19 protein-coding genes are annotated in these 18,558 nt (G+C 63.8%); 4 read left to right on the plus strand and 15 right to left on the minus strand.

Features of this window, described 5'->3' with window-relative positions; genetic code table 11:
* Positions 1-178: 178 nt before the first annotated feature.
* The 13 genes from AC1Z32_RS02145 to AC1Z32_RS02205 form a co-directional block, all read right to left on the minus strand.
* The gene (locus tag AC1Z32_RS02145; protein WP_483477061.1) at positions 179-1,210 is read right to left on the minus strand and encodes a LacI family DNA-binding transcriptional regulator; all 1,032 of its coding nucleotides are present in this window, start codon (positions 1,208-1,210) and stop codon (positions 179-181) included.
* Positions 1,207-2,319, minus strand: a complete 1,113-nt coding sequence (locus tag AC1Z32_RS02150) for a glycerol dehydrogenase (protein ID WP_483477062.1) — start codon at positions 2,317-2,319, stop codon at positions 1,207-1,209. The genes AC1Z32_RS02145 and AC1Z32_RS02150 overlap by 4 nt, the downstream gene beginning before the upstream one ends.
* A complete protein-coding gene (locus tag AC1Z32_RS02155) occupies positions 2,316-3,077 on the minus strand; it encodes an SDR family oxidoreductase (RefSeq protein WP_483477063.1) in 762 nt (253 codons plus the stop codon). The genes AC1Z32_RS02150 and AC1Z32_RS02155 overlap by 4 nt, the downstream gene beginning before the upstream one ends.
* Before the next feature lies 1 nt (position 3,078).
* Positions 3,079-4,065: an NAD(P)H-quinone oxidoreductase gene (locus AC1Z32_RS02160; RefSeq protein ID WP_483478184.1), complete on the minus strand. Its 987-nt coding sequence runs from the start codon at positions 4,063-4,065 to the stop codon at positions 3,079-3,081.
* A gap of 29 nt (positions 4,066-4,094) precedes the next feature.
* Positions 4,095-4,631, minus strand: coding sequence for a 2,4'-dihydroxyacetophenone dioxygenase family protein (locus AC1Z32_RS02165; protein WP_483477064.1), 537 nt, complete (start codon positions 4,629-4,631; stop codon positions 4,095-4,097).
* 46 nt (positions 4,632-4,677) lie between these two features.
* Positions 4,678-5,382: an ABC transporter ATP-binding protein gene (locus AC1Z32_RS02170; RefSeq protein ID WP_483477065.1), complete on the minus strand. Its 705-nt coding sequence runs from the start codon at positions 5,380-5,382 to the stop codon at positions 4,678-4,680.
* The gene (locus tag AC1Z32_RS02175) at positions 5,366-7,150 is read right to left on the minus strand and encodes a branched-chain amino acid ABC transporter ATP-binding protein/permease (RefSeq protein WP_483477066.1); all 1,785 of its coding nucleotides are present in this window, start codon (positions 7,148-7,150) and stop codon (positions 5,366-5,368) included. Before AC1Z32_RS02175 ends, AC1Z32_RS02170 begins: the two co-directional genes overlap by 17 nt.
* Before the next feature lie 18 nt (positions 7,151-7,168).
* Positions 7,169-8,041: a branched-chain amino acid ABC transporter permease gene (locus tag AC1Z32_RS02180; protein WP_483477067.1), complete on the minus strand. Its 873-nt coding sequence runs from the start codon at positions 8,039-8,041 to the stop codon at positions 7,169-7,171.
* Between the two features lie 80 nt (positions 8,042-8,121).
* Positions 8,122-9,339: an ABC transporter substrate-binding protein gene (locus AC1Z32_RS02185; RefSeq protein WP_483477068.1), complete on the minus strand. Its 1,218-nt coding sequence runs from the start codon at positions 9,337-9,339 to the stop codon at positions 8,122-8,124.
* Positions 9,340-9,713: 374 nt separating this feature from the next.
* Positions 9,714-10,097 (minus strand): hypothetical protein, encoded by a 384-nt coding sequence (locus AC1Z32_RS02190; protein WP_483477069.1) that lies wholly within the window; start codon positions 10,095-10,097, stop codon positions 9,714-9,716.
* Between the two features lie 93 nt (positions 10,098-10,190).
* Positions 10,191-11,432 (minus strand): NAD(P)/FAD-dependent oxidoreductase, encoded by a 1,242-nt coding sequence (locus AC1Z32_RS02195; protein WP_483477070.1) that lies wholly within the window; start codon positions 11,430-11,432, stop codon positions 10,191-10,193.
* Between the two features lie 234 nt (positions 11,433-11,666).
* Positions 11,667-12,113: a type II 3-dehydroquinate dehydratase gene (locus AC1Z32_RS02200; protein WP_483477071.1), complete on the minus strand. Its 447-nt coding sequence runs from the start codon at positions 12,111-12,113 to the stop codon at positions 11,667-11,669.
* 4 nt (positions 12,114-12,117) lie between these two features.
* Positions 12,118-13,401, minus strand: a complete 1,284-nt coding sequence (locus AC1Z32_RS02205; RefSeq protein WP_483478185.1) for an MFS transporter — start codon at positions 13,399-13,401, stop codon at positions 12,118-12,120.
* A gap of 187 nt (positions 13,402-13,588) precedes the next feature.
* Between AC1Z32_RS02205 and AC1Z32_RS02210 the strand changes: the two genes are divergently transcribed.
* The 4 genes from AC1Z32_RS02210 to AC1Z32_RS02225 all read left to right on the plus strand — a co-directional run bounded on the left by AC1Z32_RS02210 (position 13,589) and on the right by AC1Z32_RS02225 (position 16,678).
* Positions 13,589-14,374 (plus strand): IclR family transcriptional regulator, encoded by a 786-nt coding sequence (locus AC1Z32_RS02210; RefSeq protein ID WP_483477072.1) that lies wholly within the window; start codon positions 13,589-13,591, stop codon positions 14,372-14,374.
* 172 nt (positions 14,375-14,546) lie between these two features.
* Positions 14,547-14,927, plus strand: coding sequence for a nuclear transport factor 2 family protein (locus AC1Z32_RS02215; protein WP_483477073.1), 381 nt, complete (start codon positions 14,547-14,549; stop codon positions 14,925-14,927).
* 107 nt (positions 14,928-15,034) lie between these two features.
* Positions 15,035-15,763, plus strand: a complete 729-nt coding sequence (locus AC1Z32_RS02220; RefSeq protein WP_483477074.1) for an SIR2 family NAD-dependent protein deacylase — start codon at positions 15,035-15,037, stop codon at positions 15,761-15,763.
* Between the two features lie 126 nt (positions 15,764-15,889).
* On the plus strand, positions 15,890-16,678 hold the full coding sequence (locus tag AC1Z32_RS02225; protein WP_483477075.1) for an aspartyl/asparaginyl beta-hydroxylase domain-containing protein: 789 nt from the start codon (positions 15,890-15,892) through the stop codon (positions 16,676-16,678).
* 22 nt (positions 16,679-16,700) lie between these two features.
* Here the strand turns inward: AC1Z32_RS02225 and AC1Z32_RS02230 are convergent, their stop codons facing one another.
* On the minus strand, positions 16,701-17,825 hold the full coding sequence (locus tag AC1Z32_RS02230; RefSeq protein WP_062610880.1) for a VIT1/CCC1 transporter family protein: 1,125 nt from the start codon (positions 17,823-17,825) through the stop codon (positions 16,701-16,703).
* Positions 17,826-17,934: 109 nt separating this feature from the next.
* Positions 17,935-18,501, minus strand: a complete 567-nt coding sequence (locus AC1Z32_RS02235; RefSeq protein WP_483477076.1) for a cytochrome b — start codon at positions 18,499-18,501, stop codon at positions 17,935-17,937.
* Between the last annotated feature and the right edge of the window lie 57 nt (positions 18,502-18,558).

The raw sequence follows: 18,558 nt of genomic DNA on the forward strand, positions 1-18,558 counted from the left end.
CGTCTACGACCACAATCGATAATATTTCATGAAAGTCATGAGTTGATCGCATGCCTGTGAAAAGGCATTTGTATAGGCCGCGGGAAGCATGCGGCGTTTCAAGGCGCCAAGGCCTGTCGCGCAACGTCGGCTTCAACACCGGCGTTCAATTAAAAACGTGACGGCGGGCTTGATTCGATCAGAACTCAGGCACGCTTTCCACGTGGTTTGAAAGCGTGCCACGTTCCACAACGGGCGCTTCGAGCACGAGCTCATTGTCGCCGTCCTTGCCGTCGATCAGCGCCATCAGATGCCGCGCCGCGCGTGCGCCGATCTCGAGCGATGGCACGCGCACCGTCGTCAGCGGCGGCTGGGTAAGCCGGGCCTGTTCGATGTCGTCGAAGCCGGTCACTGAAAGGTCTTCAGGCACGCGAATGCCTTTTGCGCGGCATTCGTCCAGCAGCCCGATGGCCTGCAGATCCGTGCCGCATATCACGACGCTGGGGCGCACCTCGCCGTCCCAGAGTTCGCGCAGCGCCTGCCTTCCGCCTTCGAACGTAAACGGCGCTTCCACGATCCATTCGGGTCTCAGATCGAGGCCCGCTTCCCTGAGCGCGGCACGCGTGCCTGCCTGCCGCGCGCGCACGCGTTCATTTCCGAATGTGGACCCGCCGCACATGGCCACGCGCCGATGTCCGAACCCGACAATGCGCCGTGCCAATTGGTATGCGGCCTCGAAGTTCGAGAAGCCGACACAATGCGGATACTGCGTTTCGTCGACCGACCAGGTCAGAACATAGGGCAAGTCGTATTGGCGCGTAAGCTCGAAGACTTCGGGCGGATGGTCGGTGCCGACGAGCACGAGCCCGTCCACGCCGCGCTCGAGAATCGCGCGCAGCACTTCGAATTCGCGCGCTGGCTTGTATTCGTGGCTCGCGATCAGCAGCTGATATCCATAGCCCCACAGCGTTTGCTGAAGCGCCTGAATGGAATCGGCGTAAATGGGGTTATTGAGCGTCGGATAGATGGCGGCGACCGTGCGCGTCTTGCGTGAGGCGAGCGCCTGCGCCGCGCCATTTCGCACGTAGCCGAGTTGTTCGACGGCGCGCTGCACGTTCGCAAGCGTCTGCGGCTTGACCTGGTCCGGCACGGACAAGGCCCGCGACGCGCTGCCGAGCGATACGCCCGCGAGGCGCGCGACATCGGCGAGCGTGGCGCGGGTCGGCTTCATGGCGCGCTGCGCGTGCGTCCGTAGGCATCGGCGCGCGCAATGCCTTCGATCAGCCTTTGCGCCGTCAATGGCGGCGTCATGTGCCGGCTGTAACGCGTGGCGAGCGTCGCCTCGGCGATGAGCGAGAGCTCCATCGATGTGAGCGGGGCGTGCTGCCCCAGTTGTGCGAGCGTGAGTGGCAATCCGACTGCGGTCATAAGCGTGGCCAACGGTTCAATGTCCTCGGGCGATGAATCCTCGACGAACAATTGTACAAGCGTGCCGAACGCAACCAGTTCGCCGTGCATCATCGAGGCTATCGCGGGGATGGACGTGAGACCGCGAATCAACGCGTGCGCGAGCGACAGCCCGCCGCTTTCGAAGCCGACGCCGCTCAAAAGCACGGTCGCTTCGACCACGCGCTCGACGGCATCGGTGAGTTCGCCGCGCTCGACATCGGCGTAGGCGCGCGCGCCGTCGTCGAGCAAGGTCGCAAGCGTCGCGCGCGTGAGCAGCAACGCGCCCGGCAGCGGCGGCGTGCCGTACGAATTCAGACCGGCGGCGCGCTGACATTGCGCGGCTTCATACTTCTTGCTCAGGGCATCGCCTATGCCGGCCGCGAAGAGACGCGCGGGCGCGGCGGCGATCAGCGCGGTATCGACGATCACGGCATCGGGATTGCGCGGCAGCATCTCGATGCCAGCGACGCGGTGCGCTTCGTCATACAGGATGATGAGGCGGCTCGTCGGCGCATCGCTCGACGCGGCGGACGGCGCGATGACGATCGGCACGTTCAGCGCCCGCGCAACGCCCTTCGCCGTGTCGATGGTCTTGCCGCCGCCGATGGCCACGACGGCATCGGTGTGTGCTTCGCGCGCCTCGCCGGTCAGTCTCGCGATGACCGCCGCCGTGCATTCGCCCGGAAACGCGGCGATGCGCGGGGCGATGCGCGCGTCTTCCAGCGATTGCGTGACGTTCGCCGACACGCGCGCGGCGACCGCGCCATCGACGAGCACGAACGCACGGCGCGCGCCGAGTTCCGAAAGCGTCGATCCGAGCGCGGCCAGCGCGCCCGGACCTTGCGTGTATCGCCCCGGAAAGCCGATGGTCCGCCAGAGCGCATTCGTCATGTCATCAGCCATCCGCCGGCCACGTCGATCACTTGTCCGGTGACGAACGCGGCTTCGTCGGACGTAAGGAAGAGACACGTCGATGCCACTTCGTCAGGCGCGCCGAGGCGTCGCAACGGCGTTTGCCGCGCGACTTTTTCGTTGGCTTCGCGCGCGACGCCGCGCACGAGCGGCGTATCGATGCGCCCGGGCGCGATTGCGTTCACCGTGATGCCATGCGGCCCGAGTTCGCCCGCGAGATGCCGCGTCATGCCGATCAGCGCGGCCTTCGTCGTGCTGTAATGCGCGGCGACGATGTCGAGATACGCCTTGCCCGCCACCGACGACATCGAAACGATGCGCCCGAAGCGCCGCTCCACCATGCCCGGCGCAAGGATGCGGCAGAAGTTGAAGACGCTGTTCACATTCACGTCCATCACGCGGCGCCATTCGTCGGGCGCCATCTGCCAGATCGGCATGGGCTTGCCCGCGTGCTTCGGCGAGATGCCCGCGTTGTTGACGAGCGTATCGACGGGACCGAGCGCCGCTTCGATCGCGCGGCAAGCCGTCTCGCACGCGGCGAAATCGCCGACATCGGCGTGCGCGAAATGCACGCGCAGGCCCGCATCGGCAAGACGCTGTGCTAACGCCGCGCCCGTTTCCGCATTGACGTCGACGATGCCGACCGCCGCGCCATCGCGCGCATAGCGCTCGACGAGCGCCTCGCCGATGCCGCCGCTGCCGCCCGTGACCAGAACCACGCGCTTGTCGTGCCGCATGTTATTGGTCTCCCACTTTCAGCATGATCTTGCCGATATGTTGGCTCGATTCCATCAGCGCGTGCGCGGCCGTAGCGTCCGCGAAAGGCAGCACGCGATGAATCACCGGCAGCGCGCGGCCCGCTTCGAGCAGCGGCCAGACGTGCGCGTGCAGCGCCTTCGCGATGGCCGCTTTCTGTTCGATGCTGCGCGCGCGCAAGGTCGAGCCCGTGAAGGTGAGACGGCGCAGCATGATCGGCATGGCATCCAGTTCGATGCGGCTGCCTTCGAGAAAGGCGATCTGCACGAGCCGGCCTTCGAGCGCGAGCGCGCGGATGTTGCGCGGAATGTAGCCGCCGCCGACCATGTCGAGGATGATGTTCACGCCTTGACCATCGGTGAGCTTCGCGACGGCATCGACGAAATCTTCATCGCGATAGTTGATCGCGTGATCCGCGCCCGCTTCGCGGCACGCCTGCGCTTTTTCCGCGTTGCCGACGGTCGTGATGACGCGCGCGCCGAACGCGTGCGCGAGCTGGATCGCGGTCAGTCCGATGCCGCTCGATCCGCCGTGCACGAGGAACGTTTCCCCCGCCTGCAGGCGGCCGCGCTCGAACACGTTGGTCCAGACGGTGAAGTACGTTTCGGGCAAGGCCGCGGCCTGCAACAGCGTGAGGCCTTTGGGCACCGGCAGACAATGCGATGCATCCGTGATGCAGTATTGCGCGTATCCGCCGCCCGGCACGAGGGCGCAGACTTCATCGCCCGCGCGCCATTGCGTGACGGCCGCGCCCGTCGCGACGACGCGCCCCGATACCTCGAGCCCCAGGAGCGGCGACGCGCCCGGCGGCGGCGGATAGGAACCCGAGCGCTGCAGCACGTCCGGGCGGTTCACGCCCGCGTAGACGACTTCGATCAGCACGTCGTTCGGGCCGGGCGAGGGCAAGGGCCCTTGCGCGAGCCGCATGCAATCGGGCGCGCCGCCCGCGCCGTGATCGATGTATTGCATCGATGCAGGAAGAGTGGATGTCATGACGTTCAACGGATGATCGATTCGATGTAGTCGGCGGGCAGACCGATCGACGCGTAGTGCCTGCGCGCCGCCTCGATCTTCGTGAAGACGTCCTCGTAACCTTGCGCGACGCCTTGCGGATCGACATACGTGTAGCCGCCCGTCACGTGGAACCAGGTGATCATCTCGGGCACGTCCTCGGGCACGAAGAGCGTGTGCGTTTCGCCCGCGGGCTCGAATGCATAGCCGCCTTGTTCCGCGACCCAGTCGTGTTCGAGGTAGTACCAGCGGCCCTTGAGCACCATCGCATGAACGGCGCCGCTATGACGATGCCGCGACACGACCCCGCTGCCGCGCACGCGCAGCAGATTCACGTAATAGCCCTGGCTCGCGTTGAGAATGAGCGGCTTGAACGACACGGTTTCGGTCGCGGGCACCCACAGCTTGTCGTCTTCGAGCCAGTCGGTCATGACGCCGCCGTGCACGAGATCCTTCGACATGTACGGCACTTGCGGCAACTGGTACGCGGTGACCTGTTCGTCGGGCTTCACTTCGGTTTGCATGAGTTTTTCTCCGTGGTTTCTGAATGCGATGCGTCGGACCGGCGAATCAATGACCGAGATAGGCGCGCCGCACGTGGGGACTATCGAGCAATTCTGCGCCGGTTCCGGAAAGCGCGATGGCGCCGTTTTCCAGCACGTATCCGCGATTCGCGAGCTTGAGTGTATGAAACACGTTCTGTTCGACGAGCAGCACCGTCACGCCGCGCGCCGCGACCGTGCCGACCACTTCGAACATCTGCTCGACGAGCAGAGGCGAAAGGCCGAGCGACGGTTCGTCGAAGATCAATAGCTTCGGCGCGGACATCATGCCGCGCGCGATGGCGACCATTTGCTGCTCGCCGCCCGACAGCGATCCGGCGAGTTGCGTGAGACGCTCGCGCACGCGCGGAAAGAGTTCGAGCACCTCGTCCATGCGTTCGCGCCGCGCGCCGCGCGCGGCGTGACGAAACGCACCCATCAGCAGGTTCTCTTCGACGCTCAGGAAAGGGAAGAGCTGACGGCCTTCCGGAATCATCGTGACGCCCATCGCCACGATGTCGTGCGACGACTTGCCGACGAGCTCCTGTCCCTGAAACGTGATGCTGCCGCCGCGCGCCGCGACGATGCCGCAGAGCGTCTTCAGCGTCGTGGTCTTGCCCGCGCCGTTCGCGCCGACGAGCGTGACGATCTCGCCTTCCTGCACATCGAGCGAGACGCCGCGCAGAACTTCGCTCTTGCCGTAGCCGGCCGAGACGTTATGCAGCTTGAGCATCGAGATACCCCTTGCCGAGATAGGCCTGAATCACCTCAGGATCGTTGACGACATCGGACGGCCTGCCTTCCTTCAGCATGCGCCCGGCATTGATGACGATGATGCGGTCCGACAGCGCCATCGTCGCCTGCATCATGTGCTCGATCATCAGCACGGCGATGCCCGAGTCGCGGATGCGCCGCACCATGTTGATCGCGCGCGCGATGTCGGCGGGATTGAGACCGGCCATCACTTCGTCGAGCAGCAGCGCGCGCGGACGCGTGGCGAGCGCGCGCGCCACTTCGAGACGCTTCATGCCGCCGACGGTCAGGCTGCGCGCTTCGGTATCGAGCAACGAAGTGAGGTCTGTGATTTCCGCGACTTCGCGCGCGATCGATTCCGCTTCCACGCGCACCCGTGTATGCATGAACGCGCCGAGCATGATGTTCTCCAGCACCGAGAGGCCCGCGAACGGCTGGGCGATCTGGAACGTGCGGCCGATGCCGTCCTTCGCGAAGGCGTCGGGCGTGCGCGGCTCGGCCCAGGTGCCATCGGCGAGGCGGATCTTGACGATGCCTTCGTTCGGGCGGATGAAGCCCGAAAGCTGATTGAAGACGGTGGTCTTGCCCGCGCCGTTCGGGCCGATCACGCCGAGAATCTCGCCGGCGTGCAGCGTGAGGGAAACGTCGTCGGTGGCCACGAGCCCGCCGAAGCGCTTCTTCAGATGCTCCGCCACCAGCAAGGGCGTGCCGAGCGGCAAGGCATCGGCGGGCGCGATCGACTTCGCCGGTTCTGGCGACGGCGTGCGCGCGCCGGGCAGGCGGTCGATGAAGCGCAGCACGTGAGCGCCCAGATGCCCGACGAGCCCGCGCGGAATGAACAGCACGACGAGCACCAGCACGACGCCGTAGACGAAGCCGTGCGTGCCGCTGCCGAACGAGCTGAGCCAGCCGCGCGCGAGTTCGGCGATCGGCAGCACGAGCACGGTGCCCGCGAGCGGTCCGGCCACGCTGCCGAGTCCGCCGATGAGCGCGAACATCGCGATCTGCACCGACAGTTCCAGCGAGAACGCGGCGGACGGATCGATGAAGGTGAGATACATCGCGTGGAAGGAGCCGATCATGCTCGTCAGCACGGCCGAGATCACCGCCGCGCCAATCTTTACCTTCACCGCGTTGACGCCGACCGCGCGGGCCGCATCCTCACGCTCGCGCACGGCGATCAGATAGAAGCCGAAGCGCGAGCGGCGGATGAGCCATGCGGCCCACAGCGTCACCAGCAGAAAGCCGAACGCGATCAGCAGATACGCCCACTTTTCGCGAAGCACCATCCATTGGAGGCCGATATTGAGCGGCACGTTCAGGCCTGCCGAGCCGCCCGTCCAGCTTTCCTCGTGCACGGTGAGCAGCCGGCACACTTCAAGGAACGCGATGGTGGCGAGCGCGAAGAACGGCCCGCGCAGGCGCAATGTCGGATAGGCGATGACGATCGCCGCCGCCGCCGAAATCACGGCGCCCGCGAACATGCCGAGCCACGGCGTGATGCCGAAGTTGATGACGAGCAGCGTCGCCGCGTACGAGCCGATGCCGTAGAACACGGCGTGTCCGAGCGAAAGCTGCCCGGCGAACCCGCCGACGATGTTCCACGCCGTCGCGAGCGCGCCGAAGATGCACACGAGCACGGCAAGGTGAAAGGCGAACGGCGATTGCAGCGCGAACGGCACCGCGAGCAGCGCGAGGAGCGCCAGCGCGCCCATATAGCCGCGCGGATGCAGGAGATTGGGAAACATCGGATGCCTCGCTGAACGTTATTCGGAGCCGCGGCCGAGGCCGAAGAGGCCGGTCGGGCGCACCACGAGAATGACGAGGAAGATCGCGAAGTAGACGACTTCCTTCATGTCGGGCGAGATGTAGTAGCCCGCGAGACTGTCGATGAGCCCGATCACGATCGATCCGACGAGCGCGCCCGGCAGGCTGCCGAGACCGCCCAGCACGACGATGACGAAGGCGGTCAGCACGAAGTACTGGCCGACGGTCGGGAACACCGGATACTGCGCGACGAGCAGGCCCGACGCGAGCCCGACCAGCGCCGCGCCAATGCCGAACGCGAGCACATACGTGGTCTTCACGTTCACGCCCATCAGCGAGGCTGCGTAGCGATGCTGCGCCACCGCGCGAAACGCGCGTCCCGTGTAGGTGCGCTGCAGGAACAGATGCAGGCCGCCCGCGACCGCCAGCGCCGCCGCGAAGGTGATCAGCTGTCCGCTCACGATGTTGATGTCGCCGAATTGCAGATGCTCGGTGCCGAAGCTCACGTCGACGGGATGCACGTCCGCGCCGAAGATCATCAGCGCGAGATTGACGAGCGCGGTGGATACGCCGACGGTCGCGAAGATCTGAATGTGCGCATCGGCGGAGAGCAGCGGCTCGATGATGAAGCGCTGGATCAGCACGCCGAGCGCGAACAGCAGCAGCGCGACGGGCACCGCCGATACATACGGATGCCAGCCGAACTTCGCGGCGAGCAGCCACACGGCGTACATGCCGACCATCAGCAATTCGCCGTGCGCGAAGTTGACCACCCGCACGACGCCGAAGATCAGCGTCAGGCCGATGCTGATGATCGCGTACGCGCCGCCCAGCAACAGGCCGTTGACGAGAAGTTGCAAAAGAATGGACATGCTCGTTTCCTGGAGACCGCGCAGCGCGCCGGCGCCACGCGGTTCGAGTGAAAGAGAAACGCGGATTGACTGCGGCGGATTTACTGCGCCGCGACGGGCCTGGCGATCGCGACCGCTTCCGGATACACGGTCACGAGCTTGCCGCCTTGCCACTGCATCACGTTGGTGGTCGCGAGCTGGTTCTGGCCGTTGTCGGCGAACTGGAAACCCCAGCCGGCCGCCGTCGTGCCGGCCGCTTTCTTGTAGGCGAGCACGGCCGCGCGAATCTTGTCCTTGTCGGTGGATTTCGCGTTGGCGAGGACGTCGAGGAAAGCCTTCGCGCCGACGTAGTTCACGAGACTGTGGCCCGAGCGCGGCGCCATGCCGTAGTGCTTCTGATATTCGGCGGTGAACGTGTCCAGGCCGGGCGCGCCTTTTTCGTTCATCGCGACCTGCGGGAAGTCGATGTCGTACACGCCGTTCATCTGCGCGCCGATGGCCTTGGCGGTATCCGCGAGCGAGTAGCCGCCGCCCGCGCCGATCACCGCCTTCGGCTTGAAGCCTGCTTGCGCGGCCTGGCGGAAGAACAGGATCGAGTCGTTCTGATACGAGGTTTGCAGCACGACATCGACATCCGCGCCCTTGAGACGCAGGATCAGCGACGACAGATCGACGCTCTTCGCCGAATACGGCAGCACCTGCACGACATTCAGACCGAGCTTCTTCGCGCCTTCCTTCTGGAAGCCGGAGACGAGCGTGCCGTACGGCCCGTCTTCCGCGATGATGGCGATCTTCAGCGTCTTCGGATCCACCTTCAACTGCGGCGCGACGACCTTGGTGAGCGCTTCCAGCGTGCCGTCCGCGAAGGTCTTCGTGGTCGAGTTGCTGCGATACAGATACTTGAAGCCGCGGCTCGTGATGGTGTCCGCGGTCGCGCCGAGCTCGAAGAACGGCACGCCCGCGAGCTCGGTCACTTGCGTCGCCGCCGACGACACCGCCGACGAGTAACTCCCGAACACCGCCGACACGTTCTCCACCGAAGTCAGACGCCGTGCTTCGCCGACGGCCTGGTTGGCATCGACGGCATCGGCCTTGACGAGCACCACTTTTTCGCCGTTGATGCCGCCCGCGGCGTTGCGTTCATCGACGGCGAGCTGCACGCCGCGATAACTTTCGTCGCCGAGCAACGCGAGTCCGCCGCTAAAAGGAAAGAGGGCGCCGATCTTGATGTCCGCGGCATGCGCCGCGGTGAGGCTCGATGCAGCGATGCACGCGGCGGCGAGTGAGCGAAGGACCGTGCGGGGAAGGCGCGAGGACATGCGGTGTCTCCTTGTATTGTTCGAAATTGAAGCGCTTCAAATTTGAGGCGAGCGACTGATCTGATTCTCAAGGATTGTCGGTTTGTGCCTCGTCGACTAGCGAGACAGCGGCGGGATTGGGCAATCCGCAGCGCCATGGCTTGTAGAAAATCATATTTGAAGCGCTTCAAGTTTGCGTCGATGACGTAGCCTCGTCAACCAAGGGTTTCCACGTAACGACAACAAGTGGGGAGCAGAGGATCAACGGTTGCGTGTGCCGTCTCGCGTGGGAGCGAGGGACATCGTCCTTTGCCGGCCGCATCGAGAGACGGCAGGTCGAGGGGAACGCAGCAAGAGACACTCGACGGTTGGTTAGCGCGATCGGTGTGTATCGCTTACTCAACGTCTGCTTTGGTACTAAGCTTGGTACTGGCGTTCAAGGTGGAGGGCGGGGTATGAAAGTCTCCATGGCGGAACGCTTCATTGGCCTTGGCTTCACGCTCATCGGCGCCGTTCTTATCGGAGTCACGGGATATGGCTTCCTCAAGCTTTTCCTGTTGCTTCTCCTTGTTTTGTACGGAAGACAGTGAAGACGAATAGCCCAATGGTAAAAAGCTCGCGAGGTCCGCAACACCAGCACCCGCGCGCAGAGAATTCCGGCGCATCGTGTGCTGCCGCTCGATGCCAGCAGCAACGTTCCGACACTCGGGCCGTGCAAGCATGTCAAAGCCGCATGGGACGAGCATCGGGCCAATGGTCTGCAAGTCTGTGAGCGGCACGGCACACGCATCGAGCCCGTGTCGAGGGACGCGTCCGTTCTCAATGTCGGCCTGCCCGTATGTCGATACGGCCCAAGTGGGCAGACAGACTCGCTAGAACCTTCCCACCCTGTAAGGCACCGGATCGGTGAAGCACGCTTCCCCGCTCATCAACTCGCCGACGAGCCTGCCGGTCACCGGTCCGAGCGTGAGCCCATGATGCGCATGCCCGAACGCGAACCAGAGACCGGGGTGGCGGTCCGCCGGTCCGATCACGGGCCGCATGTCCGGCGTGCAGGGCCGCAGGCCGAGCCACGGCGACTCGTCGATCCGCGCGCCGAGGCCGAACACCGGCCGCGCGAGCCGCTCCGCTTGTTCGAGCTGCACCGGGCTCGGCGGCCGGCCTGGGCAAGCGAGCTCGACGCCGGTAGTCAGACGCAAGCCGCGCCGCATCGGCGCCACCACATAGCCATTCTCGATGTCGACCACGGGCCTCGACAGCGCCGCGCGTCCGTCGCTTTCGTAATGCATGTGATACCCGCGCTTGGGCATGAGCGGAACGCGATAGCCGAACCTGCGCGCCACATCGCCGGACCATACGCCGAGCGCCACCACCGCCGCCTGCGCCTCGACCGGCCCGCTCGCCGTCATTACGCGCCAGCCGCTTCCCGATGGTTCGAGCGTCGCGGCGTCGCCGGTCAGGAAGCGTCCACCCTCGCGCTCGAGAAGCGCCGCATAGCCTTTCGTCAGCGCGCCCGGATCAATCACGCTGCGCGGGTCCGTCCAGTGGATCGCGCCCGCATAGCCACCATCGAGCGACGCCTCCAGCCGATGCAGCGCGCGCGCATCGAGCACCTTCATGCCGAGTCCGTGCTCGTTCGCGATCCGCTCGGCGGCGCCCGCTTCCCGCTCGAACTGCGCGCGCGAGCGATAGGCTTCGAGCCAGCCCGTGGGCCGCACGAGATCGGCGAGACCCGCCCGCGTGATCAGGGCCTCATGCTCGGCCACGCTTTTCCGAATGAGCGGCAGCATGTCGCGCGCGGCGGCCGCGAGCCGCCCGGGCGCCGACTCCCGCCAGAACCGCGCGAGCCACGGCGCATATGCGGGCAGCGAGCGCAGGTCGTAGCGCAGCGCGGTCGAGCGGTTCATCGCGAACTTCAGCACGGTGCCCCAGTCGCGCGGAAACGCATAAGGCACGACCGATGAGGCCTCGATCAGCCCCGCATTGCCGAAGCTCGTCGCCTCGCCGGGCGCGCGGCGGTCGACGAGCGTTACCTGCCATCCGCGCTGCCGCAGATGCAGCGCGACGCTTACCCCTACGATGCCCGCTCCGAGCACGATCACGTCCTGAGCCATGTTGCGATGCCTGATGAAGTGCGTATATCGCAATCATGTCGCGTTTGAAGTATTTCCGCGACAGTTGGCTCAGTGTGCCGTCCTTCCTGAATCGGCGCGGCGACCGCCCGATGCGGCATTGAAGGGGAAGAGCCGCTTTCTGCCGGTCATCTGAGCCATGCGGTTCTCGTTCGAACGGCGCGTCCACCCCGAACACGCCCGATGGTCGACGCGCACATGCTGGCCAGGGCAGGCCTAACTTTGATGGCCCCAGAGATCGTCAGCCGCGCGGATCGCAAGCAAATAGCCGTTCGCGCCAGCCCCGCAGATCACCGCGGTGGCCGCCACCGAGATCGTCGAGTGACGGTACTCTTCGGAGCGCCGGTGAATGTTCGTAATGTGCACTTCCACCACCGGCCGGCGGATCAGCTTGACTGCGTCGAGCACCGGAATCCGTCCGAACGAAAAGCCCGCTGGGTTGATGATCAGCGCGGCGTCCTGCAGAAACGCTTCCTGGATCCAGTCGATCAATTGGCTTTCGCTGTTGGTCTGACGGAACACGCAATCGAACTTGAGATCCTCGGCCAGCGCGAGACAGTTCTGTTCGATGTCCTTCAGCGTCGTATTGCCGTAGATGTGCGGCTCCCTCACGCCGAGCATGTTCAGGTTGGAGCCATTGAGGATGTGGAGTTTGCGAGTCATGGTTTCAGTGTGTGGCGCTACGTTCAAGGGACGTGTCTTTGGTTTCCCGGGACGTCGCGATCATGAGGAAGGAGAGCAGGTTCAGCGAGCCGCAGACAGCGACGATGGCCCACGGCGAACCGTGAAAGGCGTTGAGCAGTGCCACGGCGACGATCGGCATCGGTCCGCCGGTGAGCAGGTTGGCCCCCGAGTACGACAGTGCGGAGCCCGTGTAGCGCGCTTCGGTCGGAAAGGACTCGGCAAACCACACCGGCTGGATGCCGCTCTGGAACTGTGTAAAGCCGAGGAAGGCGCCCATCACGGCCATCGTCATGGCGACCGAGTGCTGGTTGAGGATCGGAAAGTAGATCAGGCAGCAGACCAGCGTGCAGAACGAGCCGATCATCAGCGCGCCTTTACGCCCGATCCGGTCGCTGAGGTAGCCGCCCGCCAGCGCGCCCGCGATGGCGCAGACATTGGCCACCATCAGGAGCATGAAGCCGGTCTGTTTGGGTACGCCGAGGTTCTTCGTCAGATAGCTGAGCGAGAAGACCACGATCAGGTAGAACAGCGCTGCCGGGCCGCAGAAGAACAGCGTCAACCGCAGTGCGGTTCGCCAGTGGAACCTGAAGACGATGCCGAGCGGATTGGCGGCGCGCGCGCCTTCGCCTTTCTTCTTGAGCGCCTCGAAGGCCGGCGTCTCGCTGACTTTCATGCGGATATAGATACCCAGCAGCACCAGCACGAAGCTCGCAAGGAACGGGATTCTCCATCCGAACGATTCGAAGTCGTCGGCTGAAAGCAGACCGGACAGCGTGAAGAGCGCGAAATTGGCAAGGATCTGGCTGAGCGGCGAGCAGATGCCGAGCAGGCCCGAATACAGCCCGCGTTTTGCTGCGGACGCGTGTTCCACCGCCATCAGTTGCGCACCCGTCGATTCCCCGCCGAGCGCGAATCCCTGAATGATGCGCAGGGAGACCAGCAATGTGGGCGCGAGGATGCCGACTTGCTGGTAAGTGGGAAGCAGCCCCATGAGGAACGACGACGCGCCCATGACCGAGACGGTTATCAGCATCAGGTTGCGGCGTCCCCAGCGATCGCCGAGCATGCCGCAGATCACCGCGCCGAGCGGGCGTGCGGCCAGCCCGGCCCAGAAGCTCGCGAGCGACGCGAGCAGCGAGGCTGTCGGGTCGAGTGACGGGAAGAACAGCTTCGGAAAGATCGTGGCTGCGACCACGCCGTACAACGCGAAGTCGAACCATTCGAGCGCTGTACCGACGGTGGCGCCCGCCACCGCGCGACGCGCCATCAAGTGAGTCTGTGCGGTTTGTTCGCCCGCGGCGATGTCTGAGTCAGCAAGCACTGACATGGTGTCTCCCCAATGTTGGTCTGGTGAAGCGTTCGTGTCTGGTCACGAACCAGTGCTATTGTTTGCCCTGCAAAGGAGGCGCGTTCCGCACCGGAACTGCATTTCATATCACGAAAATCAGCGGGACATGTCGCTCAAAAACGGCCTGAGAATTCTGGATTTCCTCGCGTCGCAAGGCGAAGGCACGGGCCTCCTGGCCATTGCGGACGCCCTGGGCCTGCCGCGCAGCACGTGCCACCGCCTGCTCGCCGAACTCGTCGAAAGCGGGTATGTCAGGCAGCTGGTCGATCACAGCCGCTACATCCTCACCATGCGCATGACGTCGAACGGGCTGGAATTCCTGAGCCTGACCGGCATCGCGGATATCGCCCAGCCGATCATCGAACGCGTTGCTGCGCAGACTGGCGAACTGGCGCGGCTGTCGCTCGTGGACGGCGACGCGATCATCTGGGTGGGCAAGGCGGACGGACAGCGCACCGGCTTCCGCTACGATCCCGACATGGGTCAGGCAGCACGACTTTCCTGCACCTCGACCGGACACGCGTGGCTCATGACCATGACCGACGAACAGGCCGCCGCGCTGGTTCTGAAGCAGGGCTTCGGACAGCCGAATGAATTCGGACCCGGCGCGCCGACGACGTTGAAAGCACTGCTTGGCTTCCTGCACGCAGCGCGCGTGCGCGGCTATGCAATGATCGACGAGGTCTTTGCCCCGCGCATGTCGGCGGTGGCGGTGCCCGTGGTGAGCGGCTCGCGCTGCGTCGGCGTCATCAGCCTGGCCGGACCGCGCGTGCGGCTGACGGCCGAGAAGATACACGAGTACTCGGTGCTTCTGCGCGAGGCCGCCAATGAGCTGGCCCAGTTGAGCAATATGGCCGGATTTCCCACTCGGCCACCGCTCGGCAAGGGATGAGCCGGAAAGCAAATAGACTGATGACCGCGCGGATTTTGCGGCTGATGGCAGGCATCGCACTGCAGCGTGAATCGCGCTTCGGCACTTCCTATGCTTTCGGGGAGCGACGCGAGCGCAGGTCACTGTCGGATCGCCTCGCTCCAGCCCGGTAATCGTCACCCGGAGGTTAGCGATGCCCAACGCGATGGACGTGGTCAAGGAAGCCTATTTTGCTTTTGGCCGGGGTGATGTCGCCGGCATGATGAAGCTTGTTTCGGACGTAGTCGACTGGCGCGTCGCTGGACCATCAAGTCTGCCGTATGCGACGACCTGCCGTACTTGTGGAGAGGTTCGGCGTTACTTCGAGGACCTCCTCGCGGCAGAGGAAATCGTACAGTTCGAACCTCGCGAATACATCGATGCAGGCAATAAAATCGTCGTCATTGGCTTCGTTGCCGCTGTCATCAAGGCGACAGACAAGCGATTCGAATCTGAATGGGTGCATATCTTCACGGTCGAGGACGGTAAGGTGACCCGCTGGCTCGAATTCTTCGATACGGCCGCGCATGGCTGAACCTATAGGCGCAAAAGGCCGGGGCTGGCGCATAATCGTGAACCTGTCACTCGGGGCGTTCGTAACCTCGCGCGGCAGTCCCCGCACAGGTCAATTGCATCGAGAAAATGAATAACAACGCATCCAGGCTATATGTCTTCACCGGCGCGGGACTATCCGCCGAAAGCGGGCTATCGACGTTCCGGACAGGGGACGGCATCTGGACTCGAAACAGCGTCGAAGAGGTTTGCAACATTCGAACGTGGCGGAAAAATCGTCCAGCCGTCTTCGACTTCTACAATGACCGCATCCGGGAGAAGCACGACGCGCAACCCAATGCCGCACACAATCTACTCGCCAAGTGGCAAAACAAGTGGGGAGCAGAACGCGTCCAACTGCTGACTCAAAACGTCGATGACCTGCTCGAAAAGGCCGGCGCGACTTCCGTCATTCATCTGCACGGCGACCTGAACTCGTTGCTGTGCACGGCGTGTGACCTCGCGTTTCCGAAGGAAGGGCTGTACTTCGACCCCGCGACCGCCTGTCCGATTTGCGGCAACCACGAGGGCGTCAAGCCAGGGGTCGTCTTCTTTGGAGAGGCGGCGCCTGCCTATAACCATCTCCATCGAATCCGGATGGAGATGCGCGCGTGCGACGTGTTTCTCGCCATCGGAAGCGCCTTCGAGGTCGTACCGCCCGAGGCTATGCTCCCTTGGGACCGACAAACCAAACATCCGAATAACTTCCTCGTCGATCCGTCACCCAGTCGGCGCGAGATGTTCGGCGTCGTGCAAGCGCAGCCGGCGACGATAGGGCTGCAGCATCTCGAGGAGCAGATCTCGGTTCTGATGGATTAGCCGGGCTCGTACGGGAATACCCGATCACTCCGCACGCACACGTCTCATTTGCGCAGCACACGAATCAAACCGACGAAGTGCGTACTATGATGTTTCGGTCAACGTGGATGATCGCGGAGGCCGAATGTGAAACGAAAGGACCTGCTTTACGTTCTGATCGTGGCCGTTCTTCTATACGTTGCTCCGACGTTTTGCATTGCGTTCATTGCATGCGGCTTCGCGGATTTCCAACGCAGCCGCCAATTCAATGTGGCTAGCTGGCGCCGCTATTACCTGGGCAATGGTCTGCTGACGTGGGTGCTTTCTCCACTCAACCTGCTCGTGGATTTGATATGCACGCACAATCGCGGCGTGTATGCGCTTGCTGATCTGCCCGAGGGTCATCAGGAAGAGATACGCTACGTCGTCGCGGCGTTCCGGAAAAATCTTCCGTTGGTGCAGCAACGCCTCGCCGCGCAAATGCCGAACAAGCGACGCGGCATGTGCTTCGCGCGCTGGTATGGCGTGCCGATAGAAAGCTCGATCGATCTGCCGGAATTTACGCGTGACTTCAAGTATGTGCAGACGATCGGCATATCGGTTTTCAACCAGCGTCAAAGCACATCGGTGCATTACGGGCCGTTGCGGCTCACGTTGCGTTGTCTCTACAATCTGCAGCCGGTGCACGACGAGAATGTCTATATCAAGGTGGCGGGGCGCCGCCATTATTGGCACGACGATCCGCTTTTCATTTTCGACGACACGCTCGTGCATCAATCGGTGAACGAGTCGGACCGCCTGCGCTACTGCGTCTTTCTCGACGTTCTACGGCCCACATATTTCGGCCGCGTGCTTCATGCGCTCGTCACGTGCGTGCGTTTGAGCGTGATATCGGTGAGACGCGTGTTCTATGCGAACTGGGAGATGATCCGCTGACCTCTAAGCCGATGCATCGTGTTCACGAAAGCGACACGCCCAGCAGCTTGCCGATTCCGTACGTGCAGCCCGCCGCAATCATTCCGATCAACACTTGCCGGACCGAAGAAAACAGCGCGCCGCGTCCGTTGAAGAGCGATGTGAACACGCCGATACCCGCAAGCCCGAGGCCGCTCAGCACGATGCACTGCACGATGCCTTCCACGCCGCTCGCCCACAGAAACGCGATGGCGGGAATGATCGCACCCACGGCGAACAACGTGAACGATGCGAGCGCGGCAGTCCATGGATTGCCGCCCAGCTCGCGCGGATCGAGACCGAGTTCTTCGCGCGTGAGCGTGTCGAGCGCCTTGTCCTTGTCGCGCATGATCTGCGCAGCGACGCGACGCGCTTCCGCCGCATCGATACCCTTCGCCTGATAGATGAGCGCGAGTTCGTGACGCTCCGCATCGGGCATATGATCCAGCTCGTCTTTTTCCTTCGCGATTTGCGTGCGAGCGAGTTCACGCGCGTTGGTGACGGAGAGCCACTCGCCGAGCGCCATCGAGGCCGCGCCCGCGATGAGGCCGGCGAATGCGGTGAGAAGCACGGTCCTGCTGTCGCTGCCCGCGCCCGCAACACCCATGATGAGGCAAAAGTTCGAAACGAGCCCATCGTTCGCGCCGAGCACGGCGGCCCGCAAGTCGTTGCCCGATGCCACGCCGCGATGCCACGATTCCGCCGCCGCGATTGCGCCGCCCTTGCTCAGCCCTTTGCTGCGATTGGCCACTTCCTGCACGATATCCGCATGATGCCGTTCTTCCGCCGACATCTGCGCCGCATCGGGCTGGCCAGCGTATTTGTCGCGGTCTGCCATTTCGTTCGCGGCGACCGAGCGCAGCACGAAGTCCGGTCCGAATGCTCGCGCGAGCGTGCGCATGATGCGCGTCTTCGCGCCGATGCGATGCGTTCGCACCGACACGCCGTTCGCGCGCAATTTCGCGGCCCATATGTCGGCGTGACGCCGTTCGGCTTCGGCTAGTTCCGCGTACACGCGGCGCTTGTCGTCCTGCTTTTCGGCTTGCGCGAGCGTGTCGTAGAGCGCCGCGCTGTCGAGTTCATCGGCGAGATTGGAGGTGAAGCGCTTGAGCTCGGTTTGCGACGCCATGTCGTCACCATTTTCGTTCGTCTCATTGATTGAAGAGTAAAGACGAAGCGTATATAGCGGCGCGAATACCCCTAAGAAACGTGATGAGTGAGAATGGAATCGCGTCTCGTCATTGTTTAGATGTGGCCTGCTTGCGATGCGTCGGCAGCATCCGTTCGAGCGTGCCATCGCGCAGCACGAACTGATGAAAGAGCGCGCCCGCGATATGCACGCCGGCGAGCGCGATCAACACCCACGCGAAGTTGCGATGCCAGTCGCCGAGCGCATGACCGATCGACGAACCGGCGGGTGAAAGCGGTGGCATCGGAACGAAGCCGAGAAACGCGACAGGCCAGCCACGCGACGATGCATTGGCCCAGCCCATCAACGGTATCGCGATCAGCAACACATAAAGCAACCCATGCGTATATCGCGCGAGCGCGCGCAACACGGGCGGCAACGTGGTGGGTTCGGGCGGCGCGGCGTGGGCGCTTCGCCAGAGGAGTCGCACGAGCACGAGCAGGATGATCGCCATGCCGATGCCCAGATGCCACGCAATCAGACCGATGGGCTTCGTGTCGCGATGCACTTCCGGCATCGTCCAGGCGAGTACATATTGAAGAAGCAACAGCAGGGCGGTGAGCCAGTGAAACAGCCGGGCGGGCGCGTTATAGACGGACGCGGGTTCGTATCGCATGGACGTATCTCCAATGGGACGGGCCTGGCGGCGAGTGCCAAGCAGGCCGTGAAGCAT

The organism is Caballeronia sp. 11_S32 (assembly GCF_056930355.1).

Bases quoted from the DNA above. Each gene is read 5' to 3' on its own strand.
- AC1Z32_RS02145 (WP_483477061.1), bottom strand. From the start codon at position 1,210: ATGAAGCCGACCCGCGCCACGCTCGCCGATGTCGCGCGCCTCGCGGGC.
- AC1Z32_RS02150 (WP_483477062.1), bottom strand. From the start codon at position 2,319: ATGACGAATGCGCTCTGGCGGACCATCGGCTTTCCGGGGCGATACACG.
- AC1Z32_RS02155 (WP_483477063.1), bottom strand. From the start codon at position 3,077: ATGCGGCACGACAAGCGCGTGGTTCTGGTCACGGGCGGCAGCGGCGGC.
- AC1Z32_RS02160 (WP_483478184.1), bottom strand. From the start codon at position 4,065: ATGCAATACATCGATCACGGCGCGGGCGGCGCGCCCGATTGCATGCGG.
- AC1Z32_RS02165 (WP_483477064.1), bottom strand. From the start codon at position 4,631: ATGCAAACCGAAGTGAAGCCCGACGAACAGGTCACCGCGTACCAGTTG.
- AC1Z32_RS02170 (WP_483477065.1), bottom strand. From the start codon at position 5,382: ATGCTCAAGCTGCATAACGTCTCGGCCGGCTACGGCAAGAGCGAAGTT.
- AC1Z32_RS02175 (WP_483477066.1), bottom strand. From the start codon at position 7,150: ATGTTTCCCAATCTCCTGCATCCGCGCGGCTATATGGGCGCGCTGGCG.
- AC1Z32_RS02180 (WP_483477067.1), bottom strand. From the start codon at position 8,041: ATGTCCATTCTTTTGCAACTTCTCGTCAACGGCCTGTTGCTGGGCGGC.
- AC1Z32_RS02185 (WP_483477068.1), bottom strand. From the start codon at position 9,339: ATGTCCTCGCGCCTTCCCCGCACGGTCCTTCGCTCACTCGCCGCCGCG.
- AC1Z32_RS02195 (WP_483477070.1), bottom strand. From the start codon at position 11,432: ATGGCTCAGGACGTGATCGTGCTCGGAGCGGGCATCGTAGGGGTAAGC.
- AC1Z32_RS02200 (WP_483477071.1), bottom strand. From the start codon at position 12,113: ATGACTCGCAAACTCCACATCCTCAATGGCTCCAACCTGAACATGCTC.
- AC1Z32_RS02205 (WP_483478185.1), bottom strand. From the start codon at position 13,401: ATGGCGCGTCGCGCGGTGGCGGGCGCCACCGTCGGTACAGCGCTCGAA.
- AC1Z32_RS02210 (WP_483477072.1), top strand. From the start codon at position 13,589: ATGTCGCTCAAAAACGGCCTGAGAATTCTGGATTTCCTCGCGTCGCAA.
- AC1Z32_RS02215 (WP_483477073.1), top strand. From the start codon at position 14,547: ATGCCCAACGCGATGGACGTGGTCAAGGAAGCCTATTTTGCTTTTGGC.
- AC1Z32_RS02220 (WP_483477074.1), top strand. From the start codon at position 15,035: ATGAATAACAACGCATCCAGGCTATATGTCTTCACCGGCGCGGGACTA.
- AC1Z32_RS02230 (WP_062610880.1), bottom strand. From the start codon at position 17,825: ATGGCGTCGCAAACCGAGCTCAAGCGCTTCACCTCCAATCTCGCCGAT.
- AC1Z32_RS02235 (WP_483477076.1), bottom strand. From the start codon at position 18,501: ATGCGATACGAACCCGCGTCCGTCTATAACGCGCCCGCCCGGCTGTTT.